23 protein-coding genes and 1 pseudogene are annotated in these 22,826 nt (G+C 70.1%); 10 read left to right on the forward strand and 14 right to left on the reverse strand.

From position 1 onward, the window contains the following. The first annotated feature begins 139 nt into the window (after positions 1–139). Positions 140–649, forward strand: coding sequence for a YbaK/EbsC family protein (locus tag ABT001_RS00790; RefSeq protein ID WP_351270269.1), 510 nt, complete (start codon positions 140–142; stop codon positions 647–649). 159 nt (positions 650–808) lie between these two features. On the opposite strand, the gene ABT001_RS00795 is transcribed toward ABT001_RS00790, so the two are convergent. The 3 genes from ABT001_RS00795 to ABT001_RS00805 are packed head-to-tail and all read right to left on the reverse strand — an operon-like array spanning position 809 to position 3,290. Beyond that, positions 809–1,291, reverse strand: a complete 483-nt coding sequence (locus tag ABT001_RS00795) for a GNAT family N-acetyltransferase (RefSeq protein ID WP_351270271.1) — start codon at positions 1,289–1,291, stop codon at positions 809–811. A gap of 32 nt (positions 1,292–1,323) precedes the next feature. After that, a complete protein-coding gene (locus ABT001_RS00800) occupies positions 1,324–2,133 on the reverse strand; it encodes an SDR family NAD(P)-dependent oxidoreductase (RefSeq protein ID WP_351270274.1) in 810 nt (269 codons plus the stop codon). After that, complete coding sequence (locus tag ABT001_RS00805; protein WP_351270725.1) at positions 2,130–3,290, reverse strand: serine hydrolase domain-containing protein; 1,161 nt, start codon at positions 3,288–3,290, stop codon at positions 2,130–2,132. Before ABT001_RS00805 ends, ABT001_RS00800 begins: the two co-directional genes overlap by 4 nt. A gap of 255 nt (positions 3,291–3,545) precedes the next feature. Here ABT001_RS00805 and ABT001_RS00810 point away from each other — a divergent pair, with 255 nt between their 5' ends. Further along, positions 3,546–3,914, forward strand: coding sequence for an SsgA family sporulation/cell division regulator (locus ABT001_RS00810; RefSeq protein WP_351270276.1), 369 nt, complete (start codon positions 3,546–3,548; stop codon positions 3,912–3,914). A 137-nt stretch (positions 3,915–4,051) separates the two neighbouring features. On the opposite strand, the gene ABT001_RS00815 is transcribed toward ABT001_RS00810, so the two are convergent. Together ABT001_RS00815 and ABT001_RS00820 are read right to left on the reverse strand one after the other, a co-directional pair. Continuing rightward, a complete protein-coding gene (locus tag ABT001_RS00815; protein ID WP_351270278.1) occupies positions 4,052–6,262 on the reverse strand; it encodes an MMPL family transporter in 2,211 nt (736 codons plus the stop codon). Between the two features lie 135 nt (positions 6,263–6,397). Beyond that, positions 6,398–6,970 (reverse strand): TetR/AcrR family transcriptional regulator, encoded by a 573-nt coding sequence (locus ABT001_RS00820; RefSeq protein ID WP_351270282.1) that lies wholly within the window; start codon positions 6,968–6,970, stop codon positions 6,398–6,400. Positions 6,971–7,146: 176 nt separating this feature from the next. On the opposite strand from ABT001_RS00820, the gene ABT001_RS00825 reads away from it, so the two are divergent. After that, the gene (locus ABT001_RS00825; RefSeq protein WP_351270285.1) at positions 7,147–10,611 is read left to right on the forward strand and encodes a S41 family peptidase; all 3,465 of its coding nucleotides are present in this window, start codon (positions 7,147–7,149) and stop codon (positions 10,609–10,611) included. A 117-nt stretch (positions 10,612–10,728) separates the two neighbouring features. Here the strand turns inward: ABT001_RS00825 and ABT001_RS00830 are convergent, their stop codons facing one another. The 4 genes from ABT001_RS00830 to ABT001_RS00845 form a co-directional block, all read right to left on the reverse strand. Continuing rightward, complete coding sequence (locus ABT001_RS00830; protein WP_351270287.1) at positions 10,729–10,941, reverse strand: hypothetical protein; 213 nt, start codon at positions 10,939–10,941, stop codon at positions 10,729–10,731. A gap of 86 nt (positions 10,942–11,027) precedes the next feature. Continuing rightward, positions 11,028–11,912: an SDR family oxidoreductase gene (locus ABT001_RS00835; protein ID WP_351270290.1), complete on the reverse strand. Its 885-nt coding sequence runs from the start codon at positions 11,910–11,912 to the stop codon at positions 11,028–11,030. Continuing rightward, positions 11,909–12,859: an alpha/beta fold hydrolase gene (locus ABT001_RS00840; protein WP_351270293.1), complete on the reverse strand. Its 951-nt coding sequence runs from the start codon at positions 12,857–12,859 to the stop codon at positions 11,909–11,911. Before ABT001_RS00840 ends, ABT001_RS00835 begins: the two co-directional genes overlap by 4 nt. Further along, positions 12,856–14,376, reverse strand: a complete 1,521-nt coding sequence (locus ABT001_RS00845; protein WP_351270296.1) for a flavin-containing monooxygenase — start codon at positions 14,374–14,376, stop codon at positions 12,856–12,858. The genes ABT001_RS00840 and ABT001_RS00845 overlap by 4 nt, the downstream gene beginning before the upstream one ends. Positions 14,377–14,545: 169 nt before the next feature. Here ABT001_RS00845 and ABT001_RS00850 point away from each other — a divergent pair, with 169 nt between their 5' ends. Continuing rightward, positions 14,546–15,175 carry a MerR family transcriptional regulator gene (locus ABT001_RS00850; RefSeq protein WP_351270728.1) on the forward strand — a complete coding sequence of 210 codons (630 nt, stop codon included), beginning with the start codon at positions 14,546–14,548 and terminating at the stop codon, positions 15,173–15,175. Between the two features lie 47 nt (positions 15,176–15,222). Here the strand turns inward: ABT001_RS00850 and ABT001_RS00855 are convergent, their stop codons facing one another. Then, a complete protein-coding gene (locus tag ABT001_RS00855; RefSeq protein WP_351270299.1) occupies positions 15,223–16,038 on the reverse strand; it encodes an exodeoxyribonuclease III in 816 nt (271 codons plus the stop codon). A gap of 50 nt (positions 16,039–16,088) precedes the next feature. Here ABT001_RS00855 and ABT001_RS00860 point away from each other — a divergent pair, with 50 nt between their 5' ends. Next, positions 16,089–16,577 carry a GNAT family N-acetyltransferase gene (locus ABT001_RS00860; RefSeq protein ID WP_351270301.1) on the forward strand — a complete coding sequence of 163 codons (489 nt, stop codon included), beginning with the start codon at positions 16,089–16,091 and terminating at the stop codon, positions 16,575–16,577. 15 nt (positions 16,578–16,592) lie between these two features. On the opposite strand, the gene ABT001_RS00865 is transcribed toward ABT001_RS00860, so the two are convergent. Continuing rightward, positions 16,593–17,378 carry an SAM-dependent methyltransferase gene (locus ABT001_RS00865; protein WP_351270303.1) on the reverse strand — a complete coding sequence of 262 codons (786 nt, stop codon included), beginning with the start codon at positions 17,376–17,378 and terminating at the stop codon, positions 16,593–16,595. 175 nt (positions 17,379–17,553) lie between these two features. Further along, positions 17,554–17,748: a hypothetical protein gene (locus ABT001_RS00870; RefSeq protein WP_351270306.1), complete on the reverse strand. Its 195-nt coding sequence runs from the start codon at positions 17,746–17,748 to the stop codon at positions 17,554–17,556. Positions 17,749–17,753: 5 nt separating this feature from the next. Between ABT001_RS00870 and ABT001_RS00875 the strand changes: the two are divergent. The 4 genes and pseudogenes from ABT001_RS00875 to ABT001_RS00890 all read left to right on the forward strand — a co-directional run. After that, positions 17,754–18,137 (forward strand): annotated as a pseudogene (locus tag ABT001_RS00875) (sensor histidine kinase); the annotation flags it as partial. After that, positions 18,137–18,769, forward strand: a complete 633-nt coding sequence (locus ABT001_RS00880) for a response regulator transcription factor (RefSeq protein ID WP_351270309.1) — start codon at positions 18,137–18,139, stop codon at positions 18,767–18,769. The pseudogene ABT001_RS00875 and the gene ABT001_RS00880, both read left to right, overlap by 1 nt. A gap of 90 nt (positions 18,770–18,859) precedes the next feature. Next, positions 18,860–19,333 carry a MarR family winged helix-turn-helix transcriptional regulator gene (locus ABT001_RS00885; protein ID WP_351270312.1) on the forward strand — a complete coding sequence of 158 codons (474 nt, stop codon included), beginning with the start codon at positions 18,860–18,862 and terminating at the stop codon, positions 19,331–19,333. Continuing rightward, positions 19,330–20,211 carry an SDR family NAD(P)-dependent oxidoreductase gene (locus ABT001_RS00890; RefSeq protein WP_351270315.1) on the forward strand — a complete coding sequence of 294 codons (882 nt, stop codon included), beginning with the start codon at positions 19,330–19,332 and terminating at the stop codon, positions 20,209–20,211. Before ABT001_RS00885 ends, ABT001_RS00890 begins: the two co-directional genes overlap by 4 nt. 113 nt (positions 20,212–20,324) lie before the next feature. Here the strand turns inward: ABT001_RS00890 and ABT001_RS00895 are convergent, their stop codons facing one another. Further along, a complete protein-coding gene (locus ABT001_RS00895; RefSeq protein ID WP_351270318.1) occupies positions 20,325–21,206 on the reverse strand; it encodes a barstar family protein in 882 nt (293 codons plus the stop codon). 163 nt (positions 21,207–21,369) lie between these two features. Here ABT001_RS00895 and ABT001_RS00900 point away from each other — a divergent pair, with 163 nt between their 5' ends. Next, positions 21,370–21,759, forward strand: a complete 390-nt coding sequence (locus tag ABT001_RS00900) for a cold-shock protein (RefSeq protein WP_351270321.1) — start codon at positions 21,370–21,372, stop codon at positions 21,757–21,759. Between the two features lie 221 nt (positions 21,760–21,980). On the opposite strand, the gene ABT001_RS00905 is transcribed toward ABT001_RS00900, so the two are convergent. Further along, positions 21,981–22,790: a hypothetical protein gene (locus ABT001_RS00905; RefSeq protein WP_351270324.1), complete on the reverse strand. Its 810-nt coding sequence runs from the start codon at positions 22,788–22,790 to the stop codon at positions 21,981–21,983. Between the last annotated feature and the right edge of the window lie 36 nt (positions 22,791–22,826).

The raw sequence follows: 22,826 nt of genomic DNA on the forward strand, positions 1-22,826 counted from the left end.
CGGCTGCGCGTCCCCGGGGCCCCACCACGCCGAAGGGCAGGGGCAGGCGGAAGCCCCGGTCGACCGAAGGAGCTCATTCCGCCGCGGGTTCGGCAGAACGCCTCCGTCGCCCCCGCGGCGGTTCAGTAGTGTGCGAGGTATGAGCACGTCCGACACCACCGCAGCCACGACATCGTCCGACGCCCATCCCCGGTTCGCCGAGGCGCTCCGGGAGCTGGGGCTCGACGTCGAGGTACGCCGCTTCCCCGACGCAACCCGGACCGCCGTCGAGGCGGCGGCGGCAGTCGGGTGCGAACTCAGCCAGATCGTGAAGTCACTGATCTTCGAGGCGGACGGCGTTCCGGTCCTGGTCCTCATGGACGGTTCGTCCCGGGTGGACGTGGACCGCGTGCGGGCCGAGCTCGGGTCCGAGAAGGTCAAGCGGGCCGGGGCCGACCTGGTCCGGGAGACCACCGGATACGCGATCGGCGGTGTTCCGCCCTTCGGGCACCGCACGCGGACCCAGGTGCTGGCAGACCGGGGGCTGCTCGGCCACGCGGTGGTCTGGGCAGCCGCGGGCACCCCGCACACGGTCTTCCCGCTCGATCCCGAAAGCCTGATCGCACACGCCGGCGGGACCGTGGTGGACGTGCGCGAGCGGACCGCGTGACCACCCTGGTTCGGGGTTCCGCGGATCGCGACAGCCGGGCCGACAGGGCCGTATCGGCCTGATGGCGCAGACGAGTTGAGGGAGCCGGGCCACCGCCGGGTCCCTCCGGCGCGCTGCGGAAGGGCGCGCGTCCCCCTGCCACAGGACCGCGGCAGGCTGTCACCGTACGGCCGAGGCCGTCAGCTCCATGACGATCTCGTCGCCCTCACGCTCACCCGTGGGCCGGAAGCCGAGCGAGGTGTAGAGCTGCACTGCCGCCGTGTTGCCGGGATCGCAGGAGAGCCGGAGCACCGTGCAGTCCTCCTGCTCCGCCAGCCACCCGGTGAGCGTGTGCACTGCGGCGCGGCCGACGCCGCGGCCCTGTTCGTGACCGTCGACGAGCATCCCGCCGATCCAGTGCGAGCCGTCATCGTCCCGGGCCCACATCACGTGCCCGGTCACGGTGTCGTCCCCGTACACCGCGAGCGAGTGCCAGGTGTCCTCCCGCAGGGACAGCAGCAGATAGCGGGCGGCCAGCGCGGGAACGTAGGCCCGCTGGCCGTCCGAAGGGGCGATGTCGGCGACGGCACGCCAGTTGGCGTCGTCCACCTCGCGCAGGGTGACGCTCCGACCGGTCCGGTCCAGGAGCCCGCGGTCGATCATCCGGCCAGGGTAGACAGCGTCCGCAGCGGTGGCTACCGGTTTTCGGGGCCGGGGCCCGCGTCCCCCGACATCGCCCTGCGGAAGCCCGTGTTGACGCCGAGGAGGCCTCCGTCCACCCGCAGGGTGGTGCCGGTGACCCAGGCCGCGTCCGAGGACGCAAGGAAGGCGACGGCGGACGCGATGTCGTCCGGTTCGCCGATCCGGCCGAGCGGATAGAGGGCACTCACCCGCTTCAGGTCCTCGTCGCGGCCCGCCCAGGCGTCCGTACGGATGGTGCCCGGGGCGACGAGGTTGACGCGGACACCGCGCGGGCCCGCGTGGCCGGCCAGCGTACGGGTGAGGGAGGCCAGGCCCGCCTTGGCGGCGCTGTAGGCGTGGCCACCGAAGTCCTGTTCGCCGTTGACCGAGCCGATGGTGACGATCGCGCCCCGGCCCGATGCCACCAGGTGCGGCAGCGCGGCACGGGAGCAGCGGTAGGAGCCCGTGAGGGTGATGTCGAGGGTGTGGGCCCAGGAGTCCTCGTCCTCGTCCTCGAAGAGAGGGGCGTCCTCGTGGTTGGCGTAGGCGTTGTTGACCAGGACGTCGAGCCGGCCGAAGGCGGCGACCGCGTGGGCCACCGCCGCGTCGACCGCCGCCCGGTCGCCCACGTCGCAGGCCAGGGCCTCGGCGGTGCCGCCGGTCTCGCGTATCCCGGCCGCCGTTCGCTCGGCGCGGGCCGCGTCCAGGTCGGTGACCAGGACGGCCGCGCCCTCGGAGGCGAGCCGGCGGGCGGTGGCCGCCCCGATGCCCTGTCCCGCGCCGGTGAGGAGCGCGGCGTACCCGTGGAAGCGAGGAGGAGTCATAGCGCCGACCGTACTGCCCGGACCAGGGCCTGGGCACGGGGATCGGCGGTGACTCCCTTCTGCAGACCGTTCGTCACATAGCCGAGCGCGATGCCCGATTCGGGGTCGGCGAAGCCCAGCGAGCCCCCGCGGCCGGGGTGCCCGAACGACCCGGGGCCGAGGAGCGGCGCGGCCGGGCCGTGCAGCATGTAGCCGAGGCCGAAACGGGTGTTGACGACCAGCACCCGGTCCGGTCCCGCGGACTCCTCGGTGCGGGCCAGGGTGAGGGTGGCGGGCGCGAACAGGCGGTGGCCGTCGACCTCGCCGATCATCGCGGCGTAGCAGCGGGCGAGCCCGCGCGCGGTGGCGACGCCGTTGGAGGCGGGGAGTTCCGCCGCGTGGTAGGCCGGGGCGTTCTCGTCGGGGAAGGGTGCGATCGCTCCGAAGGCGCGGCGGGTGAGGGAGGCCGGATCGGCGTATGCCTCGATGACGGAGCGCTTGGGGCGCACCCGGAGAGCGCCGCCGCCTTCGGCCGACGGGGGTTCGACGGGGCCGATCCGCCCGATCCGGTGTGCCTCGTCGCCGGGGAGCCCGAACCAGAAGTCGAGGCCGAGCGGCCGCGCGATCTCCTCGGCGATCCAGCGGCCGATGGTCCTTCCGGTGACCCTGCGCACCAGTTCGCCGACGAGCCAGCTGTAGGTCTGGGCGTGGTAGCCGTGATCGGTTCCGGGGTCCCACTGAGGCCGTTGGGCGGCGACGGCTCCTGGGCCCGAGACCCCGTCGGCGGCCTCCTCGGGTGTCAGCGTGGCATCGAGGGCGGCCAGCCCGGCGCGGTGCGCGAGGAGATGGCGTACGAGGACGCGTTCCTTGCCGTTCGCCTTGAACTCCGGCCAGTACGTGCCGACGGGGGCGTCCAGGTCCACCTGACCTCGCTGGTGCAGCAGCAGCGGCACGGCGGCGGCGACGCCCTTTCCGGCCGAGCGTACGACCTGCACGGTGTCCACGGCCCAGGGTTCGGCCCCGTCCACGTCACGCGTACCGGCCCACAGGTCCACGACCTTCCGGCCGTGACGGTAGAGGGCCACAGCCGCTCCCCGCTCCCCGCGCTGTTCGAAGTTACGGACGAAAGCGTCCCGTACCGCCTCGAATCCCGGTGTCACCGTGCCCCGTACATCCACGCCTGCTCCCGCGCTCCCGCTCATCCCCCCATGGTGCATCGCGGCGTAGGTGGAACGGGTGCCGGGTCACCTTCTGTTCACGGCCCCGGAACGGACACGGAACCGACGCGGAACCGACGCGGTACGCGGGGCGACGCCGAGTGGCCGCTCCAGCCGGTGACCGCCCATGATGACAACCAGACCCACCACCGAAATGCCCGTATGTGAATATATGGGACATTAGGGGAAGAGATCTGCACACAGGAGGAGCCGGTCATGTCCCTCGCGATCCACGAGCACGCCCGCGCCCGGCTCATCACCGACGGCCCCGACCCCCGGCTGGTCCCCGTCGAACTGCGCTGCGAACCCGGGGAGCCGGGGACCGTCCGCGTCCGGCTGCCCGGAGGCGTCGAGTGGGCCTTCGACCTCGACCTCCTGGAACGCGGGCTGCGCTCCCCGGTCACCCGTGGCGACATACGGATATGGCCCTGCGGCCGCGCCCAACTGGTCCTGGAACTGCACTCGACGGACGGTGTCGCCGTCTTCCAGTTCGACAACGCTCCCCTCATCCGCTTCCTGTCGCGGACCCGCGCGAGGACGGCGGAGCGCCCGCCGGCCGCCCCTGCCGCCACTGCCGACGCCTGAGCAGAGCCCGGACGCGGCAGAGAGCCCTCGTGCCGTGTGCACGAGGGCTCTCCGTCGCCCCGGCCCCCCGCCCCCACAGGTAACCGGTGCTCCGGGGCCGCACTCCGCTCAGGCGCGGCCCCGGGGTCAGGGATGTGTCACACGCGGACCGTCTCCCGCTCCTCGCCGACGGCCGGGCCGTCGGCGAGGTTCTTGCGCAGGCCCTCGCCCTCGACGTCCACGTCGGGCAGGACCCGGTCCAGCCATCGCGGCAGCCACCAGGCACGCCTGCCGAGCAGGGCGAGCACCGCCGGGACGATGGCCATCCGCACCACGAAGGCGTCGAAGAAGACGGCGATGGCCAGCGCGAAGCCGATCATCTTGATCATCGATTCACTGGAGCCGATGAAGCCGGCGAAGACCGCCATCATGATCACCGCAGCGGCCGTGACCACCCTTGCCCCGTGGCGGAATCCGGTGACGATCGCCTGACCGGGCGTCTCGCCGTGGACGTAGGCCTCACGCATCCGGGTGACCAGGAAGACCTCGTAGTCCATCGCCAGACCGAAGACCACGCCGACCATGAAGATCGGCATCATGCTCATGATCGGTCCGGTCTGCTCGACCCCGAAGAGCGAGCCGAGCCAGCCCCACTGGAAGACCGCGACGACCGCACCCAGGGCCGCGACGACCGAGAGCAGGAAGCCGAGGGCCGCCTTCAGCGGCACCAGCAGCGAGCGGAAGACCACCATCAGGAGCAGGAAGGCCAGTCCGACGACGAGCGTCAGATAGGGCAGCAGCGCGTCGTTCATCTTCTCCGAGAAGTCGATGTTCATCGCTGTGGCGCCGGTGACCAGCACCTCCGCTCCGGTGTCGCCCTTGATGTCCACGCCCGCGTCACGGATGGAGTGGACGACGTTCTCCGTGTCCGTGGAGCTCGGCCGGTCCTGCGGGATGACCGTGATGGTCGCGGCGTCACCGGCCTTGTTGAAGGCGGCCGGGGTGACGGCGGCGACGTGGCCGATGCCCTCGATCTCCTGGGAGACCCGCTCGACCGCGGTCCTGCCGTCCGTGCTGCCCTTCGTGTCCACGACGACCAGCAGCGGACCGTTGAATCCAGGGCCGAAGCCGTCGGACAGCAGGTCGTAGGCCTGACGCTGCGTGGTGCTCTTCGGCTGCGAACCGTCGTCCGGCAGCCCCATCTCCAGCGACGCGGCGGGTACGGCGATGGCGCCGAGGCCGATGACCCCGGCCAGCAGCACCCACACCGGCCTGCGCAGGACGAACCGCGCCCAGCGGGTGCCCATGTTCGGCTTCGCCTCGGGCTGGTTCTCCGCCTCGGCGGCCTTGCGCGCCTTGCGCCCCATGACCCGCTTGCCCGCGAAGCCCAGCATCGCCGGGACGAGGGTGAGCGCGATGACGACGGCGATCGCGACCGTGCCCGCGGCGGCGAAGCCCATCTTCGACAGCATCGGGATGTTGACGACGGCGAGGCCCACCAGGGCGATGACGACGGTCAGGCCGGCGAAGACCACTGCGGATCCCGCGGTGCCGACGGCCCGTCCCGCGGCGTCCTCGTGTTCCCGGCCCTCGGCCAGCTCGGCGCGGTAGCGGGAGACGATGAAGAGGGCGTAGTCGATGCCGACCGCGAGGCCGATCATCATCGCGAGCATGGAAGTGGTGGATCCCAGGTCGAGCACGTTCGCCAGGGCGGTGATCAGCGAGACACCGATCCCCACACCGATGAGCGCGGTGAGCAGCGGCAGTCCCGCGGCGATCAGGGATCCGAAGGTGATGACCAGCACCACGGCGGCGACGGCGACCCCGATGACCTCGGTGACTCCGGTCTCCGGCATCACCTGGAGCGCGTCACCACCGATCTCCACGGTCATCCCGCTGCTCTGCGCGGCCTCACCCGCCTCCTGGAGCGCCTCCCGCGTCCCGTCGGTGAGCTCCATGGAGCTCACCTCGTAGGAGACGGAGATGTACGCGGTCGAACCGTCCCGGCTGACGGCGTTCGCCGTGTACGGGTCGGCGACCGAGGCGATCTGGTCCGAGCCGGACTTCAGCTCGCCGACGATCCCCTGGATCTCGTCCTTGTTGGCCGCCGAGGTGACCTTCTCGCCCTCGGGTGCCTTGAAGACGACCCTGGCGGTCGCGCCGTCGGCGCTGCCTCCGGGGAAACGTTCGTCCAGCAGGTCGAAAGCCCGCTGGGCCTCCGTTCCGGGGATCGAGAACGAGCTGGAGGTGGCGGTGGTCGCGGAGGCGGCGCCGAAGCCGGCCAGCGCCAGCAGCGCCACCCAGATCAGGGCGACGTAACGGCGGCGCCGGAAGGTCAGCCGTCCGAGTTTGTACAGGAATGTGGCCACGGGGGGTGTACTCCCGGTCAGGTCGTTGGGAAAAAAAGGGCGTGAGGAACCAGCCCGACGACGAGAGCGGCGTGTCAGGTGGAGCGTCGGGGAGACAGGTCGTACGGAAGCCGTACGCAGGGTGGTGCGGGGACGTCAGACGCCGAGGGCGGGGAACACCACGGCTTCTGCGTAGTCGGTGAGGAACGCCTGGTCGACAGGGCGGTCGTCGACCAGTTCCCTGGCGGCGACGGCGCCGATCATCATGTGCGGCACGTAGAGGAGCGCCGGATTGTCCGGACGCACTTCTCCCCTGTCCACAGCACGCTGAAGGAGCGTCCCGAGGCCGGTCATCTCCGGCTCGATCAGCAGGTCCCGCAGCGCCTGGAAGAGATCGGGGTTGTTGTGGACGGCATGGCTCAGACCCCGCATCAGCGCGGAGTTCCGCTCCATCTGGCAGTCGTCGGTCTGCGCCATCACGGCAAAGAAGTCACCGCGAAGCGAACCGGTGTCGACATCGGCAAGGTGGACCGGCTTGTTGTTCCGGAGCGCCTTGACGACCAGCTCGGCCTTGCTCCCCCACTGGCGGTAGAGGGTGGCCTTGCTGGAACGGGTGCGGGCGGCAACGGCGTCCATGGTCAGGGCTTCATAGCCGACCTCGCCGAGCAGATCGATCACAGCGGAGTACAGCTCGCTCTCGCGTTCAGGCGTGAGCCGGCTGCGTGCCATGGTCGACCTCCTCTTCCTTGCGCCTGCTGGATCGTACGTCAGTCGAAGATCAACTAACGGAACGAAACTGTTTCGTACACTTTGAAGGCACTCCCCTCCGTAGCGAAACGAAACAGTTTCGCTTGTGTCCTGCACCACAAGTTGCCGCGGGCCCTCCGCGCGGAAAGCATTGGAGGGTGAGTGACGACGTCGCGTATCTCCGTTTCCCGCACCTCCACAAGGACTTGCTCTGCTTCGCGGCGGAGGACGACCTCTGGGTCTCCCCTCTCGCCCCGGCGGGGCAGCGGCCAGGCCGGGCGTGGCGGCTGACCGTCGACCGGACCAGGGTCAGCCATCCGCGCTTCTCGCCCGACGGCAGCCGCATCGCCTACACGACCTGGCGCACCCTCGATCCGGAGATCCACCTCGCCCCGGTCGACGGCGGGCCCGCCCGCAGACTCACCTACTGGGGCTCCACCGACGCCCGGGTCTGCGGCTGGAGCCCCGACCCCGGGGACGCGTCCCAGATCCTCGCCGTCTCCTCGCACAACCAGCCGTTCTCCTACTTCTCCTGGGCGTACAGCGTCCCCACCGACGGCAGCCCCGGCGGAAAGCTCCCCTGGGGACCCGTCTCGGACATCGCCGTCGCCGACATCGACGGCGAACGCCGCACCCTGCTGCTCACCGGGAAGCCGCCGCACGAGCCGGCCGCCTGGAAGCGGTACCGGGGCGGCGCCACCGGCCGGCTGTGGCTCCACGGCGAGCGCCTGCTGCCGGACATCGGCGGGCATCTGGACGCACCGATGTTCGTCGGGCGCCGGATCGCCTTCCTCTCCGACCACGAGGGCGTCGGCAATCTGTACTCCTGCCTGATGGACGGCAGCGACCTCCGCCGCCACACGGACCACGACGCCTTCTACGCCCGGCACGCCTCCAGCGACGGCTCCAGAGTGGTCTACCAGTGCGGCGGCGACCTGTGGCTGGTCGAGGACCTGGAAGCGCCGGACGCGGCCCCCCGGAAGCTGGAGGTGCGGCTCGGGGGGCCTCGGACCGGCCGCCGTACGTACCAGGTACCGGCCTCCAGCCATGTCGACGCGCTGTCCGTCGACGAGACGGGCCGCGCGAGCGCGGTCTCGGTGCGGGGCAGCCTCTACTGGCTCACCCACCGTGACGGCCCCGCCCGTACGATCGCCGACACACCGGGGGTACGGGTACGGCTGCCGGAGATGCTCGGCAGCAGCGGCCGGGTCGCGTACGTCACGGACGCCGAGGGGGACGACGCCATCGAGATCGCCTTCCTCCCCCGGGCCAGCGGCGATCGCCCGCCCCACCGGCTGGCGGCAGGGCGGCTGGGCAGGGTCCACGAGATCACCTCCGATCCGGAGGGCGAGCGGCTGGCCATCGCGTCGAACGACGGCCGACTGCTGCTCCTGGACACGGCGGAGGACGCGGCGGGGGACGCGGGGGCCACAACCGTCGACGTCGTCGAGATCATCGAGGACCTGGAAAGCGGGCGGGTCGAAGGCAGCCTCGTGAACGCCGGGGCCGTGGTCACGGACGCAGGGGCCGTGGTCACCGACGCCGGTGCGACCGCCACGGAGGCAGGGGGTGCCGGGGGTGCCGGGGGTGCCGGGGCCGGCCTCACCGAACTCATCCGCTCCGTGAACGGCCCGGTCCGCGATCTGGCGTTCTCCCCGGACGGCCACTGGCTGACCTGGTCCCACCCCGGCATCGGCCGGTCGCTGCGGCAGATCAAACTGGCCCGGATCACCGGCCCCGACGCCCCGGTGATAGTCGATGTCACCAACGGCCGGTTCGAGGACGAGAACCCCGTCTTCACGGGCGACGGCCGCTATCTCGCGTTCCTCTCCTGGCGTGGGTTCGACCCCGTGTACGACGTCCACACCGGCGACCTCTCCTTCCCCTTGGGCTGCCGCCCGTACCTGGTCCCCCTCACCTCGGCCACCCCCTCCCCCTTCGCCCTGCTCCCGGACGGCAGGCCCGCGGCGGGCGGTCTGGACCCGGTGGACGTTCCCGAGGGCACGGTCGAGGGACCGACGGTCATGGTGGAGTTCGAGGGACTGGAGAGCAGGGTGACCCCGTTCCCCGTCTCCGCGTCGAAGTACTCGGCTCTCCAGCCGGTCAGCGGCGGCGGCCTCGTCTGGCTTCGCTGGCCGATCTCCGGCGCGCTGGGCGAGACGTTCGCCAACCCGGCGGACATGTCGGGCCGGCCCACCCTGGAGCACTTCAACATCGCCAAGGCCCGCAGGACCGAACTGGTCGGCCATCTCGACTGGTTCGCGGTGAGCGGGGACGCCACCCGGCTGGTCGTCATGGACGACGGTGAACTGCGCGCCGTCCCCTCCAACGAGCCCGGTGACAACGACACGACGGTCTTCCTCGACCTGCGCCGCATCCTCCACGACGTCGACCCGGCGGCCGAATGGCGCCAGGCCTACGGGGAGGCGGGGCGCATCATCCGGTCCTACTTCTGGGAACCGGACATGTGCGGCATCGACTGGGACGGCGTGCTGGAGCAGTACCGCCCGCTGGTCGAACGGGTCTCGTCGCCCGACGAGTTCGCCGATCTGCTGCGCGAGGTGCTCGGCGAGCTGGGCACCTCCCACGCGTACGTCGCACCCGCCCGCCGCAACGAAGGCCCCCCGCACTACCAGCGGGCCATCGGGCTGCTGGGCGCCAACCTCGTGTGCCGGGACGGCGACTGGATGGTGCGGCGCATCCTGCCGGGCGACTCCTCCGACTCCAAGGCCCGCTCACCGCTCGCCGGTACGGGGATCCGGGAGGGAGCCGTCCTCACCCATGTCGACGGCCGGCCCGTCGACCCGGTGGCGGGGCCGTACCCGCTGCTGACGGCGGCGGGCGGCACCACGGTGGAGCTGACGTTCCGCCCGGCCGTGGGCGAGTGCGGGGGCCGGTCCCGCCGCATCGCGATCGTGCCCCTGATCGACGAACGACCACTGCGCTACCAGGACTGGGTGGCCAAACGCCGCGAAGTCGTACGGGAGTTGAGTCACGGCAAGTGCGGGTATCTGCACATCCCCGACATGGGAGGCTCCGGCTGGGCCCAGTTCAACCGCGATCTGCGGTTGGAAGTGTCGCGCCCCGCCCTGATCGTGGACGTACGGGGCAACGCGGGCGGTCACATCAGCGAGCTGGTCGTCGAGAAGCTCACCCGCACGATCCTCGGCTGGGACCTGACCCGCAACGCCCAGGCGGTCTCGTACGCGTCCAACGCGCCCCGGGGGCCCGTCGTCGCGCTCGCCGACGAGGCGACCTCCTCCGACGGGGACATGATCACAGCCGCGTTCCGGCTGCTGAAGCTGGGACCTGTGGTGGGCCAGCGCACCTGGGGCGGCGTGGTCGGCATGACCGGCCGGCACCGGCTCGGTGACGGCACGGTGATCACGGTGCCGATGAACGCGGCCTGGTTCGACACGTACGGCTGGTCCGTCGAGAACTACGGCGTCGAGCCCGACCTGGAGGCGCTGCGCACCCCGCTGGACTGGGCGGAGGGCCGTCACGCGGTGCTGGACGACGCGGTCAGGGTGGCCCTGGACCTCCTGGCCGCACACCCGGCGGCCACACCACCCACCTACGGAACGGCCCCGAACCTCCGCAGGCCCCCGCTTCCGCCGAGGTGACCACCGCCCCTCCGGGGTCCGGGCGCCGCCCCGGGCCACGGCCGGGGTCGTTCCGGGGCACGCACGCGAGAAGGGGCGTACCCGAAACCCGGGTACGCCCCGACGGACCGCAGATGCTCAGCCGCGCTCGAAGCGCTCACGCGCCTCGTCCGTCACGTCCTGCGCGCGGTCCCGCGCGCCGGGCCGACGGTCCGACGCCTGGTCCGAGTCGCGGTCCGGACGGTCGGAGGAACGCTCGCGCGCCTCGTCCTGCTTGCCGCCCGCCTTCTGCTGCTTGGCCTGGTCGGCGAGCTCCTGCGCCTTGTCCTTGAACTGGTCTGCGATGCCCATGCTGTTCACTCCAATGTGGGTGCGTGGGGGTGGCCCCGGTGGGACCTCGCTCAGACTTACACACCCGGACATCCATCGCATTTCGATCATCCGCGCGGAGCTCGTGCTGCCTTGTCCGCCCGCCCACCGGCCCCCACGAGCCCCTTGCTCACACCGTCCAGCCGAGATCCGAAGCGCTTCATCTCGCGCTGCCCGACCGCCCCGATCACCATCGGCAGGTACCCCCGGATCGACTGCATCCCGCGCAGCCACCACTGGGCGTACACGTGCGAGGAGCGCCGCTCGATCCCTGCGACGATCCGGTCGACCGCAGGGCCCAGCGGGTACGTCCGGTTCGTCGGCCACGGCAGGCGCTGCCGCAACTCCCGCATGACGTCGTCCTCGTCGGCGCCGCGCACCATGTCCGTGTCGGTCCAGGACAGATAGCCGACCCCGACCTTCACGCCCCGGTGGCCGACCTCGCCGCGCAGGCAGTGCGCGAACGCCTCCACACCCGACTTGGACGCGCAGTAGGCGCTCATCATCGGCGCCGGCGTGATCGCCGCCAGTGAGGCGATCTGCAGGAAGTAGCCACGGCTCTCCATGAGCACCGGCAGGAACGCCCGCGCGGTCACCGCGCCACCTATCAGGTTCACCTCGATGACCCGCCGCCACGCCTCCGGATCGGAGTCCACGAGCGGACCACCGGTGGCGACACCGGCGTTGGCGACGACGACGTCGATCTTCCCGAAACGTTCCTTGACCTCTTCGGCGACCCGGCTCATCGCCGCGTGGTCGGTGACGTCCGCGTGCCAGTGGTCACTCTCCGAGTGCAGCCGCTCGGAGACCTTCTTCAGCTCGTCCGGCTCCAGTCCGACCAGCGCCAGCGTGGCACCGCGCGCCGACAGCTTGCGGGCCAGCAGCTCGCCCACCCCACGCGCCGCGCCCGTGACGACGACGACCTGTCCTTCGAGACTCCGCCTGCCGCTCATGCGACCTCCTCCTCACGCACGGCGGCCGCCGTGCTGCCCGCACCTTCCACAGTGACGTACGAGGCCACCAGTTCACGGAGCTTCGCCGTGACCACCTCGGGCGCCTCGACCGGTGTCATGTGACCCATACCCGCCAGCTCGGTGAGCCCGAGGCTCTGCGGCAGGGCCGCCTCGATGGATCGCGCGTGCACGGGCGGCGTCAGCCGGTCCTCCGTACCCGCGATCACCGCGGTCGGCAGCCGCAGCTCCCGCAGACGCGCCTCCAGGTCGAGCTCCGCGAGTACGTGCCCCCAGGCGACGCGCGCCCCGCGAGGACACGCGTGCACGATCCTGGCACAGATGTCGATCTTGTCCGGGGCGGAACCGCGGCCCATCGTCGCGTACCGGAGGATCTTCTTGGAGACCGCCGTGACCGGCCCGAGCGGCGCACGCGCACCGAGGACCGCCGCCGTCATCCGGGTGCGGAGGGCACCGGCCCGCAGTGGCAGCACCAGCGATTCGGCCGTCAGCCGCGAACTTCCGGTGCTGCACAGCAGCACGGCCGCCCCGTGCTCGCGCAGGGCATCGCGGCCCGCCGCCGCCATCAGCGTCATCCCGCCCATGGAGTGCCCGCCCAGCACGGCCTTCTGTCCTGGTGCGAGCGTGGCCTTCAGCACCGCCTCCAGGTCGTCGGCGAGAGCACGGGTGCTGTATCCGTCAGGCCCGGCCTCCGGTGAACGGCCGTGGCCCCGCTGGTCGTAGACGACGACCCGGTGGTCGGCCGCGAGGTCACGCACCTGGGCGTCCCAGAAGCGGGTGTTACAGGTCCAGCCGTGCGCCAGGACCACCGCGGGGGCGTCCTCGGGGCCGTGCAGTTCGGCGTGGAGGCGTGAGCCGTCGGCGGAGACGACGCTCAGCTCCCGCGCGGGCACCGGCGCGGTGCGGCCCGCCTGCGTCGGTCGGCTCATCGCGCGGCCTCCTCGGTCACGGCCTGCTCCGTGGAGCGGGCGGCGGGGGGACGGATGACGTCGTACTCACCCAGGTCGACCGAGCGGGTGGCCCGCCGGAATTCGGCCGTCGTGCCCGGCCAGACCGTGGTGTTGCGTCCGTTGGCATCGAGGTACCAGCTGGTGCAGCCCCCGGTGTTCCACACGGTCCGCTTCATCCGTTCCTGGACCCGCCGGTTCCAGGTGCCGACGGCGGCCGGCCGCGCGTCGAGGGCGACGCGCCCGCCCAGGACGTCCAGCTGGCGCATGAAGTCGGCCATGTAGTTCAGCTGGGACTCGATCATCAGGATCATGGAGGAATTGCCTAGCCCGGTGTTGGGGCCGATGATCGTCATCCAGTTGGGGAAACCGGCCGCCGTCGCACCCCGCAGCGCCTGCATCTCGTCCTTCCAGGATTCGGCGAGGGTGATGCCGTCCGCGCCGACGACCCGGTCGGCGATCGGCATGTCCGTCACGTGGAAGCCGGTGCCGAGGATGATCACGTCGGCCTCGGTCTCCGAACCGTCCGACCCGACCAGCGTGGAACCCCGCACCTCGGACAGGCCGGAGTCGACCACGTCCACATTCGGCCGGGCGAGCGCCGGGTAGTAGGCGTTGGAGAGCAGGATGCGCTTGCAGCCGATGCGGTACGAGGGGGTCAGCTTGGCCCGCAACGCGGGGTCCTTGACCGCACGCGCCATGTTCGCCTTGGCTATGGACTCCACGAGCCCCAGTTGGTCGGGGTGTTTGGTGAACGCCCCCACCTGCAACTCCCGGATGGTCCACAGGAGTCCGCGACGCGCTGTGGCCGTGAAGGGCAGTTTCCGGTGCAGCCACTTCTCGGCCCCGCTGATGGCCCGGTCCATGCGCGGCATCACCCACGGCGGAGTCCGCTGGAAGAGAGTGAGCCGGCCGGCCTGCGGCTGGATCTCCGGGACGATCTGTATCGCGGATGCCCCGGTGCCGATAACGGCGACGCGCTTGCCGCTGAGGTCGTAGTCGTGGTCCCACTGGGCGGAGTGGAAGACCTTGCCGGGGAACTCGGCGAGCCCCGGGATGTCCGGCAGCTTCGGGTCGGAGAGCGGGCCTGTGGCGGACACGACCGCGTCGGCGGTGATCGTGGAGCCGTTCGCCGTCTCGATCACCCAGTGCAACTCGTCGTTGTCCCAGCGCATGACCGTGACTTCGTGGTTCAGCCTGATGTGCGGGCGCAGACCGAAGGTGTCGGCGACGTGCTCCAGGTAGGCGCGGATGTGCTGCTGTCCCGAGAAGGTGCGCGGCCAGTCGGGGTTGGGTGCGAACGAGAACGAGTACAGGTGGGACGGTACATCGCAGGCGCAGCCCGGGTAACTGTTGTCCCGCCAGGTGCCGCCGACCGAGCCGGCCCGTTCGAGGACCAGGAAGTCGGTCATGCCTTCGCGGCGGAGCCGGACCGCGGCTCCGAGGCCCCCGAATCCGGATCCGATCACCGCCACTCGTACGTGCTCGTGCTGGGCCATGCTGCCGCCTCCCCGCGGTACGTGCCACAACTCTGCCAGCAATCACTGGCACTGTTGGGAGAGTAGAGCAGCTCCGTACCGATGGGTAGGGGGCGGAGCAGGGAAAGTTACCGGCGGTACAACATAGGGTGCGAGTGTGGCTGAAGGACGCGAGCACCGTGAATACCGCATGGAGGAGCTGGCCCGGGAGGCCGGCATCACCGTGCGCACCCTGCGCTTCTACCGGGAGCGGGGGCTGATCCAGCCACCCCGCCGCGAGGGCCGCATCGCCTGGTACGACGACCACCACCTGGCCCGGCTGCGCACCATCACGGGCCTGCTGGAACGGGGCCACACCCTCAACGGCATCGCCGATCTCGCCAGCACCTTCGACAGCGGCCGCGATGTCGCCGAGGTGCTCGGCCTGGGCGAACCGACCGAGGAGACCCCGGTCCGGCTCACACCGGAGCAGCTCGCCGACTACTTCCGGGACCAGGCGACGGCGGAGAACCTCGCCGCCGCCATGGAGTTGGGTTACGTCGGCATCGACGGCGACGAGATCGTCCACATCAGCCGCCGCCTGCTGGAGGCATCGTCCGAACTGGTGCGGGCCGGGGTTCCGCTCGACGCCGTGCTCTCCTCGGGCCGCCAGGTCCGCGAGCACGCGGACGCGCTCGCCGACCTCTTCGTACGCGTCCTGCGCGCCCACACGGCACGGACGGAGCCCGAGCACCTGCGCGCGCTGGCCCACGCGGTCGTGGATGCCGAGCTCTCCATGGCCTTGGACCGACGGCTGCGCGAGGACGATCAGCGTTCGTAGGCGACCGTCAGCACTCGTAGGCGACGGTCAGCGTGCACAGGCGACCGTCAGCGCTCGTAGGTGACCGTCACCGGCGCGTGGTCGCTCCACCGCTCGCCGTGCGTGGCGGCGCGCTCCACCCAGGCCTTCACCGCGCGGGCGGCGAGACCCGGGGTCGCGATCTGGTAGTCGATGCGCCAGCCCGCGTCGTTGTCGAAGGCCCGACCACGGTAGGACCACCAGGAATACGGGCCCTCTTCGTCCGGGTGCTGCGTGCGGACCACATCGACGTACGCCGCTTCGTCGAACACCCGGGTCAGCCACTCCCTCTCCTCGGGGAGGAAGCCGGAGTTCTTCCTGTTGGACTTCCAGTTCTTGAGGTCGGCCTCCCGGTGGGCGATGTTCCAGTCGCCGCACACGACCACCTCGCGCCCCTCCGCCGCCGCCCGCTCCTTCAGCCCCTGGAGATAGGGGAGGAAGGCCGCCATGAAGCGCTCCTTCTCCTCCTGCCTCTCCGTGCCGACCTCACCGGAGGGCAGATACAGGCTGGCGACCGTCACACCCGGGAGGTCGACCTCGACGTAGCGGCCGGAGGTGTCGAATTCATCACTCCCCGGGACCCCGAACCCACCGAACCCGATCTGGACGCGCTCCTGCGCATGCCGCGTATAGACGGCGACTCCCGCGCGCCCCTTGGCAGCGGCCGGGGCGTACACGACATGCCAACCCTCGGGCTCACGCACCTCTTCGGGGAGCTGCTGCGCTTCGGCACGGACCTCCTGGAGGCAGATCACATCAGCCTCGGTCCGCCCCAGCCACTCGACGAAGCCCTTCTTCGCCGCGGCACGGATCCCGTTCACGTTCACGGTGGTAACAGTCAGCATCCCGGTACAGTACCTACAAAGCGGCGATGCATACCTGTACCATGTCTCGCATGAATATCCACATCCGCCCTTTCGACCACCCTGACGCCGTGAAGCTCAACGACCAGGTGCAGCTCGAATATGCCGAGCGCTACGGCGACGAGGGCGACATCACACCGCTCGACGCGACGATGTTCGACCCACCGCGCGGACTGTACTTGCTCGCCTACGACGACGAGGGCCGACCCCTGGCGACCGGCGGCTGGCGCAGCCAGGAGCGGAACGACGAGGGCTACTCCGACGGCGACGCCGAGATCAAGCGGATGTTCGTGATACCCGAAGGCCGCGGCAAGGGCCTGGCACGCCGCATCCTCGCCGCCCTGGAGGCCGACGCCCGTGCGGCCGGACGCACCCGCATGGTCCTGGAGACCGGCGACCAGCAGCCCGAGGCGATCGCGCTGTACACATCGAGTGGTTACACCGTCTGCACGAAGTTCGGCCACTACCGCACGTACGACAGCAGCATCTGCATGGCCAAGCCGCTGACCGAGCCCTCTTAGGCGAGCCCGCCCCGGCTACGGAACCCGGGCCACCCCGACGTAGAACCCGCTCCGCTCATACACCGGCGCGGGCTCCACCTGGTACCACTCGGGCGCCGTGACCAGCCCCGGCTCGACGAGTCGCAGGCCCTCGAAGAAGGGCTCGACCTCCTCCCGCGTACGCATGCGCAGCGCGATGGCGCCCTTGTCGTACGCGGACTCCGTCGCCTGCTTGAGCTCCGGATGCTGATCCGCGGTTCCGTGCGACAACACCAGATAACTCCCCGAAGGAAGCGCCTCCACCAGGGTGCGGACGATGCCGTACGGGTCCTGCTCGTCGGGCAGGAAGTGCATCAGGGCGATGAGCGACAGCGCGACGGGCCTGTCGAAGTCCAGTGTCCGCGCGGCCTGTTCGAGTATCTCCCCCGGAGCCCGCACGTCCGCGTGGAGGAAGTCCGTCACACCCTCGGGCCGGCTCACCAGCAGCGCTTCCGCATGCCGCAGCACGATGGGGTCGTTGTCGGCGTAGACGACTCTGGCTCTCGGTGTGACGGCCTGGACGACCTGATGAAGGTTGGGCGAGGTGGGGATGCCGGTGCCGAGGTCCAGGAACTGATCGACCCCCTCCCCGGCCAGCCAGGCGGAGGCCCGGTGCATGAACGCCCGGTTCCGCGCCGCGTTGGCCCGCGCCTCGGCAGGCAGCTTCTCCGCGACCGCCTGATCGACCGGATAGTTGTCCTTCCCGCCGAGCAACCAGTCGTAGACCCGTGCCGGGTGCGGCTTGCTGGTGTCGATGCGGGAGCTCGGCGTGCGGGCAGTCACAGTGCGTCCTCCGAACCAATCCATGAACGGCCTCGCGTCCTCCCAGCATCCCCCCAACACCCTTATTCGGGAGGGCGGTTGAGCGAGGACGGACCAGGCTACCGGGTGCCGGCCCGACAGAGGGCCGCCCCTCCCCAGGGTCGGCCCGCCCTCCGGCCCGCCTCCGGCCCCTGGGTCACTCCTGGACGCCCGCCGACTCCACTGCCCTGCGGCGCAGGGAGAGGCCGGCCGGAACGACCGCCGAGATCACGGCGAGCACCGCACAGGCAGCCACGGTCGCACCGAGTGCCACCCACGGGATCTCGATGCCCGCCCACACCGAGAGCAGCCCCAGTGCGCTCCAGATGCCCATCAGATTGAGCACGGCCACCAGCTCTGCAGGCCGCGGTCGCCGACGCCGCGGATCATTCCGCGATCCCGGTCGACCTCGACCTCGACCTTCCGGGCAGGCTGCCCCAGGCAGTCGAGTCCGCGGCGTACTTCGTGGTCTGCGAGGCCCTCACCAACGTCGCCAAGCACAGCGGGGCCGACCGCGTGCGGGTGAGCGGCGGCCACCACGACGGGCGTCTGTTCCTGGAGGTGTGCGACGACGGCCTGGGTGGCGCGAACACCTCGGCGGGGAGCGGACTCACCGGCCTCGCGGACCGGGTGTCGGTCCTGGATGGCAGACTTTCCCTTTCCAGTCCACCGGGTGGACCCACCCTGCTGCGTGTGGAGGTTCCTTGCGAGTCGATCAAGGAGGCCGATCACTCCGTGTAGTGCTGGCCGAGGACAGCGTGTTGCTGAGGGAAGGGCTCATCGGCCTGCTCAGCCGCTGTGGCCACGAGGTGGTGGCAGCTGTCGGGGACGCGGAGGCCCTGCTCGCCGCAGTGGAGGAGTACGCCCCCGACATCGTGGTGACGGACGTGCGCATGCCGCCCGGCTTCCAGGACGAGGGCCTGCACGCCGCGGTGCGCCTGCGCGAGCAACGGCCCACACTGCCGGTCCTGGTCCTCAGCCAGTACGTACAACGTACGTACGCCGCCGATCTCCTGGATTCAGGCGACGGTTCGGCGGTCGGCTATCTGCTGAAGGACCGTGTCGGCCAGATCGAGGAGTTCGTCGACGCCCTGCGCGAGGTCGCGGACGGGGGCACGGTCGTCGACCCCGAGGTGGTGCGCCAGTTGCTGCGCCGCCGCCGCGACCCGCTGCAACGCCTCACCCCGCGCGAACGCGAGGTCCTGGCGCTGATAGCTGAGGGCAAGACCAACGGAGCGATCGCTCGAGCCCTGGTGGTATCCGACGCCGCCGTCAGTAAGCACATCGGCAGCATCCTCACCAAGCTGGACCTGCCTCCGTCGGACGAGACCCACCGCCGAGTGCTGGCCGTCCTCACGTATCTGCGAGCCTGACCGGCGAGCGGGGCGCTCCTGCGCTGAAGGATCCCACCCCCGAGATGCATGGATTTTCCAATGATCGGATTATCCATGTACTGTCTGGTCATGGATGACCGGCAGCTGACCGAAGAGCTCTACGACTATGTGTTCGCGATCCGCACCCAGGTGCATGCCGAGCTCAAGGAGCTGGCCCGGGATGTGGGGCTGACCGACACTCAGGCCGATGCGCTGTGGAGGCTGAGTCGCGGGCGGGAGATGACCGCGCGCCGTCTGGCCGACCTCTTGCAGTGCGACGCCTCGACCGCCACGTCGATGATCGACCGACTGGAGAAGCGTGGCCTGGTCCGCCGTGTGCCCCACCCCCTGGACCGTCGCGCCAAAGTCATCCAGCTCACCCCCGAGGGATGCGCGCTGCGCGATCGCGTCATCCAGCACACCACCGAACACTCACCCTTCGCGCTCCTCGACCGCGAAAGCAGGCTGCGCCTGCACACGCTTCTCCGCGAAGTGATCGATGGTCCCCGCCCACCAGGTGAGTCCGCCGACGTCAAGAACCCCGCCGAGGAGGAGCAGCGATGAGAAGCGGGACCACGGTCATCACGGGCGGATCCTCAGGCCTGGGCCTGGTGACGGCGCGTCATCTGGTCAAGGCAGGTCAGAGCATCATCCTTGTCGGCCGAAACGCGACACGCACCCGGGCCGCCGCCGACAGCCTGCGCGGCCTGATTCCTGCAGGGAGTGACGCGGCACCACCGAGGATCTACACCGCCGACCTGGAACAGTGGTCACAGGTTCAGGCACTGGCGGCGGAGCTGGCCGCCGACAGAGTCCCGGTGGACGTCCTCATCAACAACGCGGGAGCGGCGTTCCCCCGGTACGAGCAGACGCCGGACGGGGTGGAACGCACCTACGCGCTCAATCACCACGCCCCGTTCCTGCTCACCCACGCCCTTCTGGCCGAGGGAGCACTCGCACCCGAAGCGCGGATCATCAACATGTCCTCGTTCGTGGAGAAGCGTGGCAAGCTCGATGCCACCGATCCGGACGTCGCGGGAACATCCTGGAGCAAGCGCTTCTACAACCAGCCCAACGTCTACGCGACGAGCAAACTCGTCAGCCTCCTGGCCGCGCGGGAACTCGCACGCCGTCTGCCTGAAGGCATGAGCCTGTACAACGCCGATCCCGGCATGGTCAGAGGCACCGGAATGAACCGCAACGCCGGCGGTCCGATGCGGCTGACCGCCCCGCTGTTCCGTCCGTTCGCCATCACGCCGGACGAAGGTGTGCAGACCCCGGTCCGGCTCGCCGATGCCTCGCCCGCACCACGCCCCAGCGGGGGATTCTTCAGCAAGTCCCAGTCGGTCGCCCCTTCGCGCCTGGCCATGAACGACGCCCTCGCCCGGACCGTGTACACCAGGACCGCGTCCCTCCTCGGGGTGGAGCCCCTCACGAAGTAGGTCCGGCCCGTGGACATGGACATGGACATGGACATGGACATGGACATGGATGTGGACGTGGATGTGGTCGTGGCGCGGATGATGACGCGGCGACGGAGGCCGACGCCACGCTCTCAGCGGCGTTTGGCGTCGAGCCATTCGTCGCTGTTCCACATGACGGGCATGGCGCCGACCGGTTCGAACCGGATGTCCGGGTCGTTGCTGTGGAGCAGGCAGAAGAAGCGGCGATGAAGCACCACCGCGTGTCGGGCCTGGTTGGCGACGATGTCCAGAACGACCTGGGCCGCTCCCGGGCAGGCTGCCGTGAAGCGGTCGTAGTCGGTGATGGACAGGACGAGCCCAGTACCTTCTGGTGAGTCGTCGTATGGGCCGTGGCAGGCCACATCCCCGAGACAGTCGTCGAGCGCGTCGAGGTTGTGGCCGTAGTAGTCGGGAAACCGCAGCGCGGCGGCGACGTCCCTGTGCATGTCCTGCTCGGAGGCCCACTCGCCCGCAGCGAGGTGGACGACGCGGAAGCCGCGCCCCTCGAGCCGCAGTTCGGCTTCCCTGAGGAGCTGTCGGCGCCAGAAGAGGGTGACGAAGGTGCTCTGCATGTACTCGATGCCGGGAAAGCGGGTCGAGGTCGCGCCAGGTGCCGAGTCCTGGGCGCGTTCACTCCGGTACGCGTCCAGGAGGCGGAAGAACTCCTCGACCGGAGTCGAGCCTACGGGGGTGTTGCGTTCGATCTCGGCCGCCCAGGTGTGGGAGCCGGTGATGCCGCGTCGCTCGTGGAGCCAACGGTTGAAATCGTCCTCGGGCCAGAAGGCGAAGGGTTCCTCGACGCCGTGCACACCAAGGGCTGCACGGTAGCCGGTGAGCAGGGACTGCAGGTGCAGGAGCGAACCGCCGGGGACCCATGTGCTGGGCCGGAGCCGGATCTGTTCCAGCAAGTCGTACACGTCCGTGCAGTCCTGCCAGTGCCTGGCATTGGGGGGCGCGCTGTCTTCGGTCGGCATGCTCCGACCCTACGGTGGTGACACAGACTGCCCCTAGCCTGACAGTCCAGCTCCACAACTCCGAAGGGTGGGGTCCCCTCGCGGCGTCCTCACCGCTACGCTCGACTCGATCCCTCGGCAAGGGGCCGGAGGGTAACTGGTGTTTGATGTGGTGGGGGTTGACATGACGACTGGTCGTGTGGTGCGTTTCGACAGTGCACGGGGTTACGGCTTCATCGCGCCCGAAGGCGGCGGGGACGATGTGTTCCTGCACGTGAACGACATGCAGGTGCCCGAAGCCCTGGTAAGTCCCGGTGTGATGCTGACATTCGAGATCGAGGAGGGTGACCGGGGGCCGAAGGCCGCCGGGGTCCGACTCGCCCCCGGAGAGACCGGCAAGCCGGCGGTTCCGTACGACGATTCGCTCTGCGACGTGCTCAGCGCGGAGGAGTTCACCCAGGAGGTCACCGAGGCCCTGCTGAAGGCGGCGCCCTCGCTCACCGGTGAACAGATCCTGCAGGTCCGCGGTGGTCTGGCCCAGCTCGCGAAGAGCCACGGCTGGACCGAGGGCTGAGCCACCCAGGCGGCACCCGGCACCCGTCGCATCCGAGTGGTCGTTGCGACACGTGGTCGGCTGGTCAGGCCGCGAGCAGTTCGGGCAGGCGCTCGGCCGGGGTTCCCGGTCGAGCCTCGTGCGTGGTCGGCTGCTGAATCGAGCCGGCACACCTCGACGACGAGATCCCGGTCGGACGGTGAACGTCCGACCGGGATCCTCTGTGTGCGGATGTGCCGGGGTCAGCCGGTGATCGCTGCCTTCAGGGTCGACGTCGAGCCGTCGGGCCGTTTGAAGGTGCCGGTGGCGTAGTACTCGTTGGTGGAGGCGGGGTTGGGTGTGGTCCGCGCCACCGTGGCGGAGTAGCTACTCGTCCGCTTGGTGCACGACGGGTCGCAGAGGTTCAGGGTCTTGGACGTGCTGACGCCGTCGATGACGGATCCGACCTTGATCGACTGCGGGACGATGTAACCACCGTCTGCCGGCTTGTAGGAGAGGCTGCTGCGCTCCTGGGGGATGTCGCGGTAGTGGCGTACCTGGTACCGCACGCACACCTTGCCGGCCGCGTACGTGCTGCACTTCTCGGCCGCCGTCTGCCACTTGCCCCACGAGGCGTGGAGGTCCCAGACATAGCCGTTGCTGAACTCGCCCTGCACCTTGTACGGACCGGAGGTGAGGGTCTGGACCGGGGACCAGGCGGATGTCCACGCGGCGGTCTTCATGGTGCAGCCGCCCGTGCAGACCTGGGCGAGGGGTGAGCCGGTGTACCAGTGATAGGTGGTCGGCTTCATCCCGTAGCCGTTGACGGGAGAGAGGATCACCCTTCCCCGCCAGCCGGTGACCGAGCCGGTGTCGGTGACGCGCTTCTGCACCTCGGCGCAGATCTGCCCCGTCGGAGTGACGCCGTCGCTTTCGGTGTACGACTTGCAAACCTTGTCCATCGCCTGCCAGGTGGTGGCGGCCGAAGCGCTGGAGGCTCCGGCGACGGTCCCGGCGCCGACGAGAGCAGCGGTGACGGCGAAGGCCGCCAGGTTTCTCCTGACCCTTCGCACTGTTGCGGTGATGCGCACAGATTCCCCGATTCATCT

It is taken from the genome of Streptomyces sp. NPDC002793, assembly GCF_040295485.1.
Classification (GTDB): Bacteria; Actinomycetota; Actinomycetes; order Streptomycetales; family Streptomycetaceae; genus Streptomyces.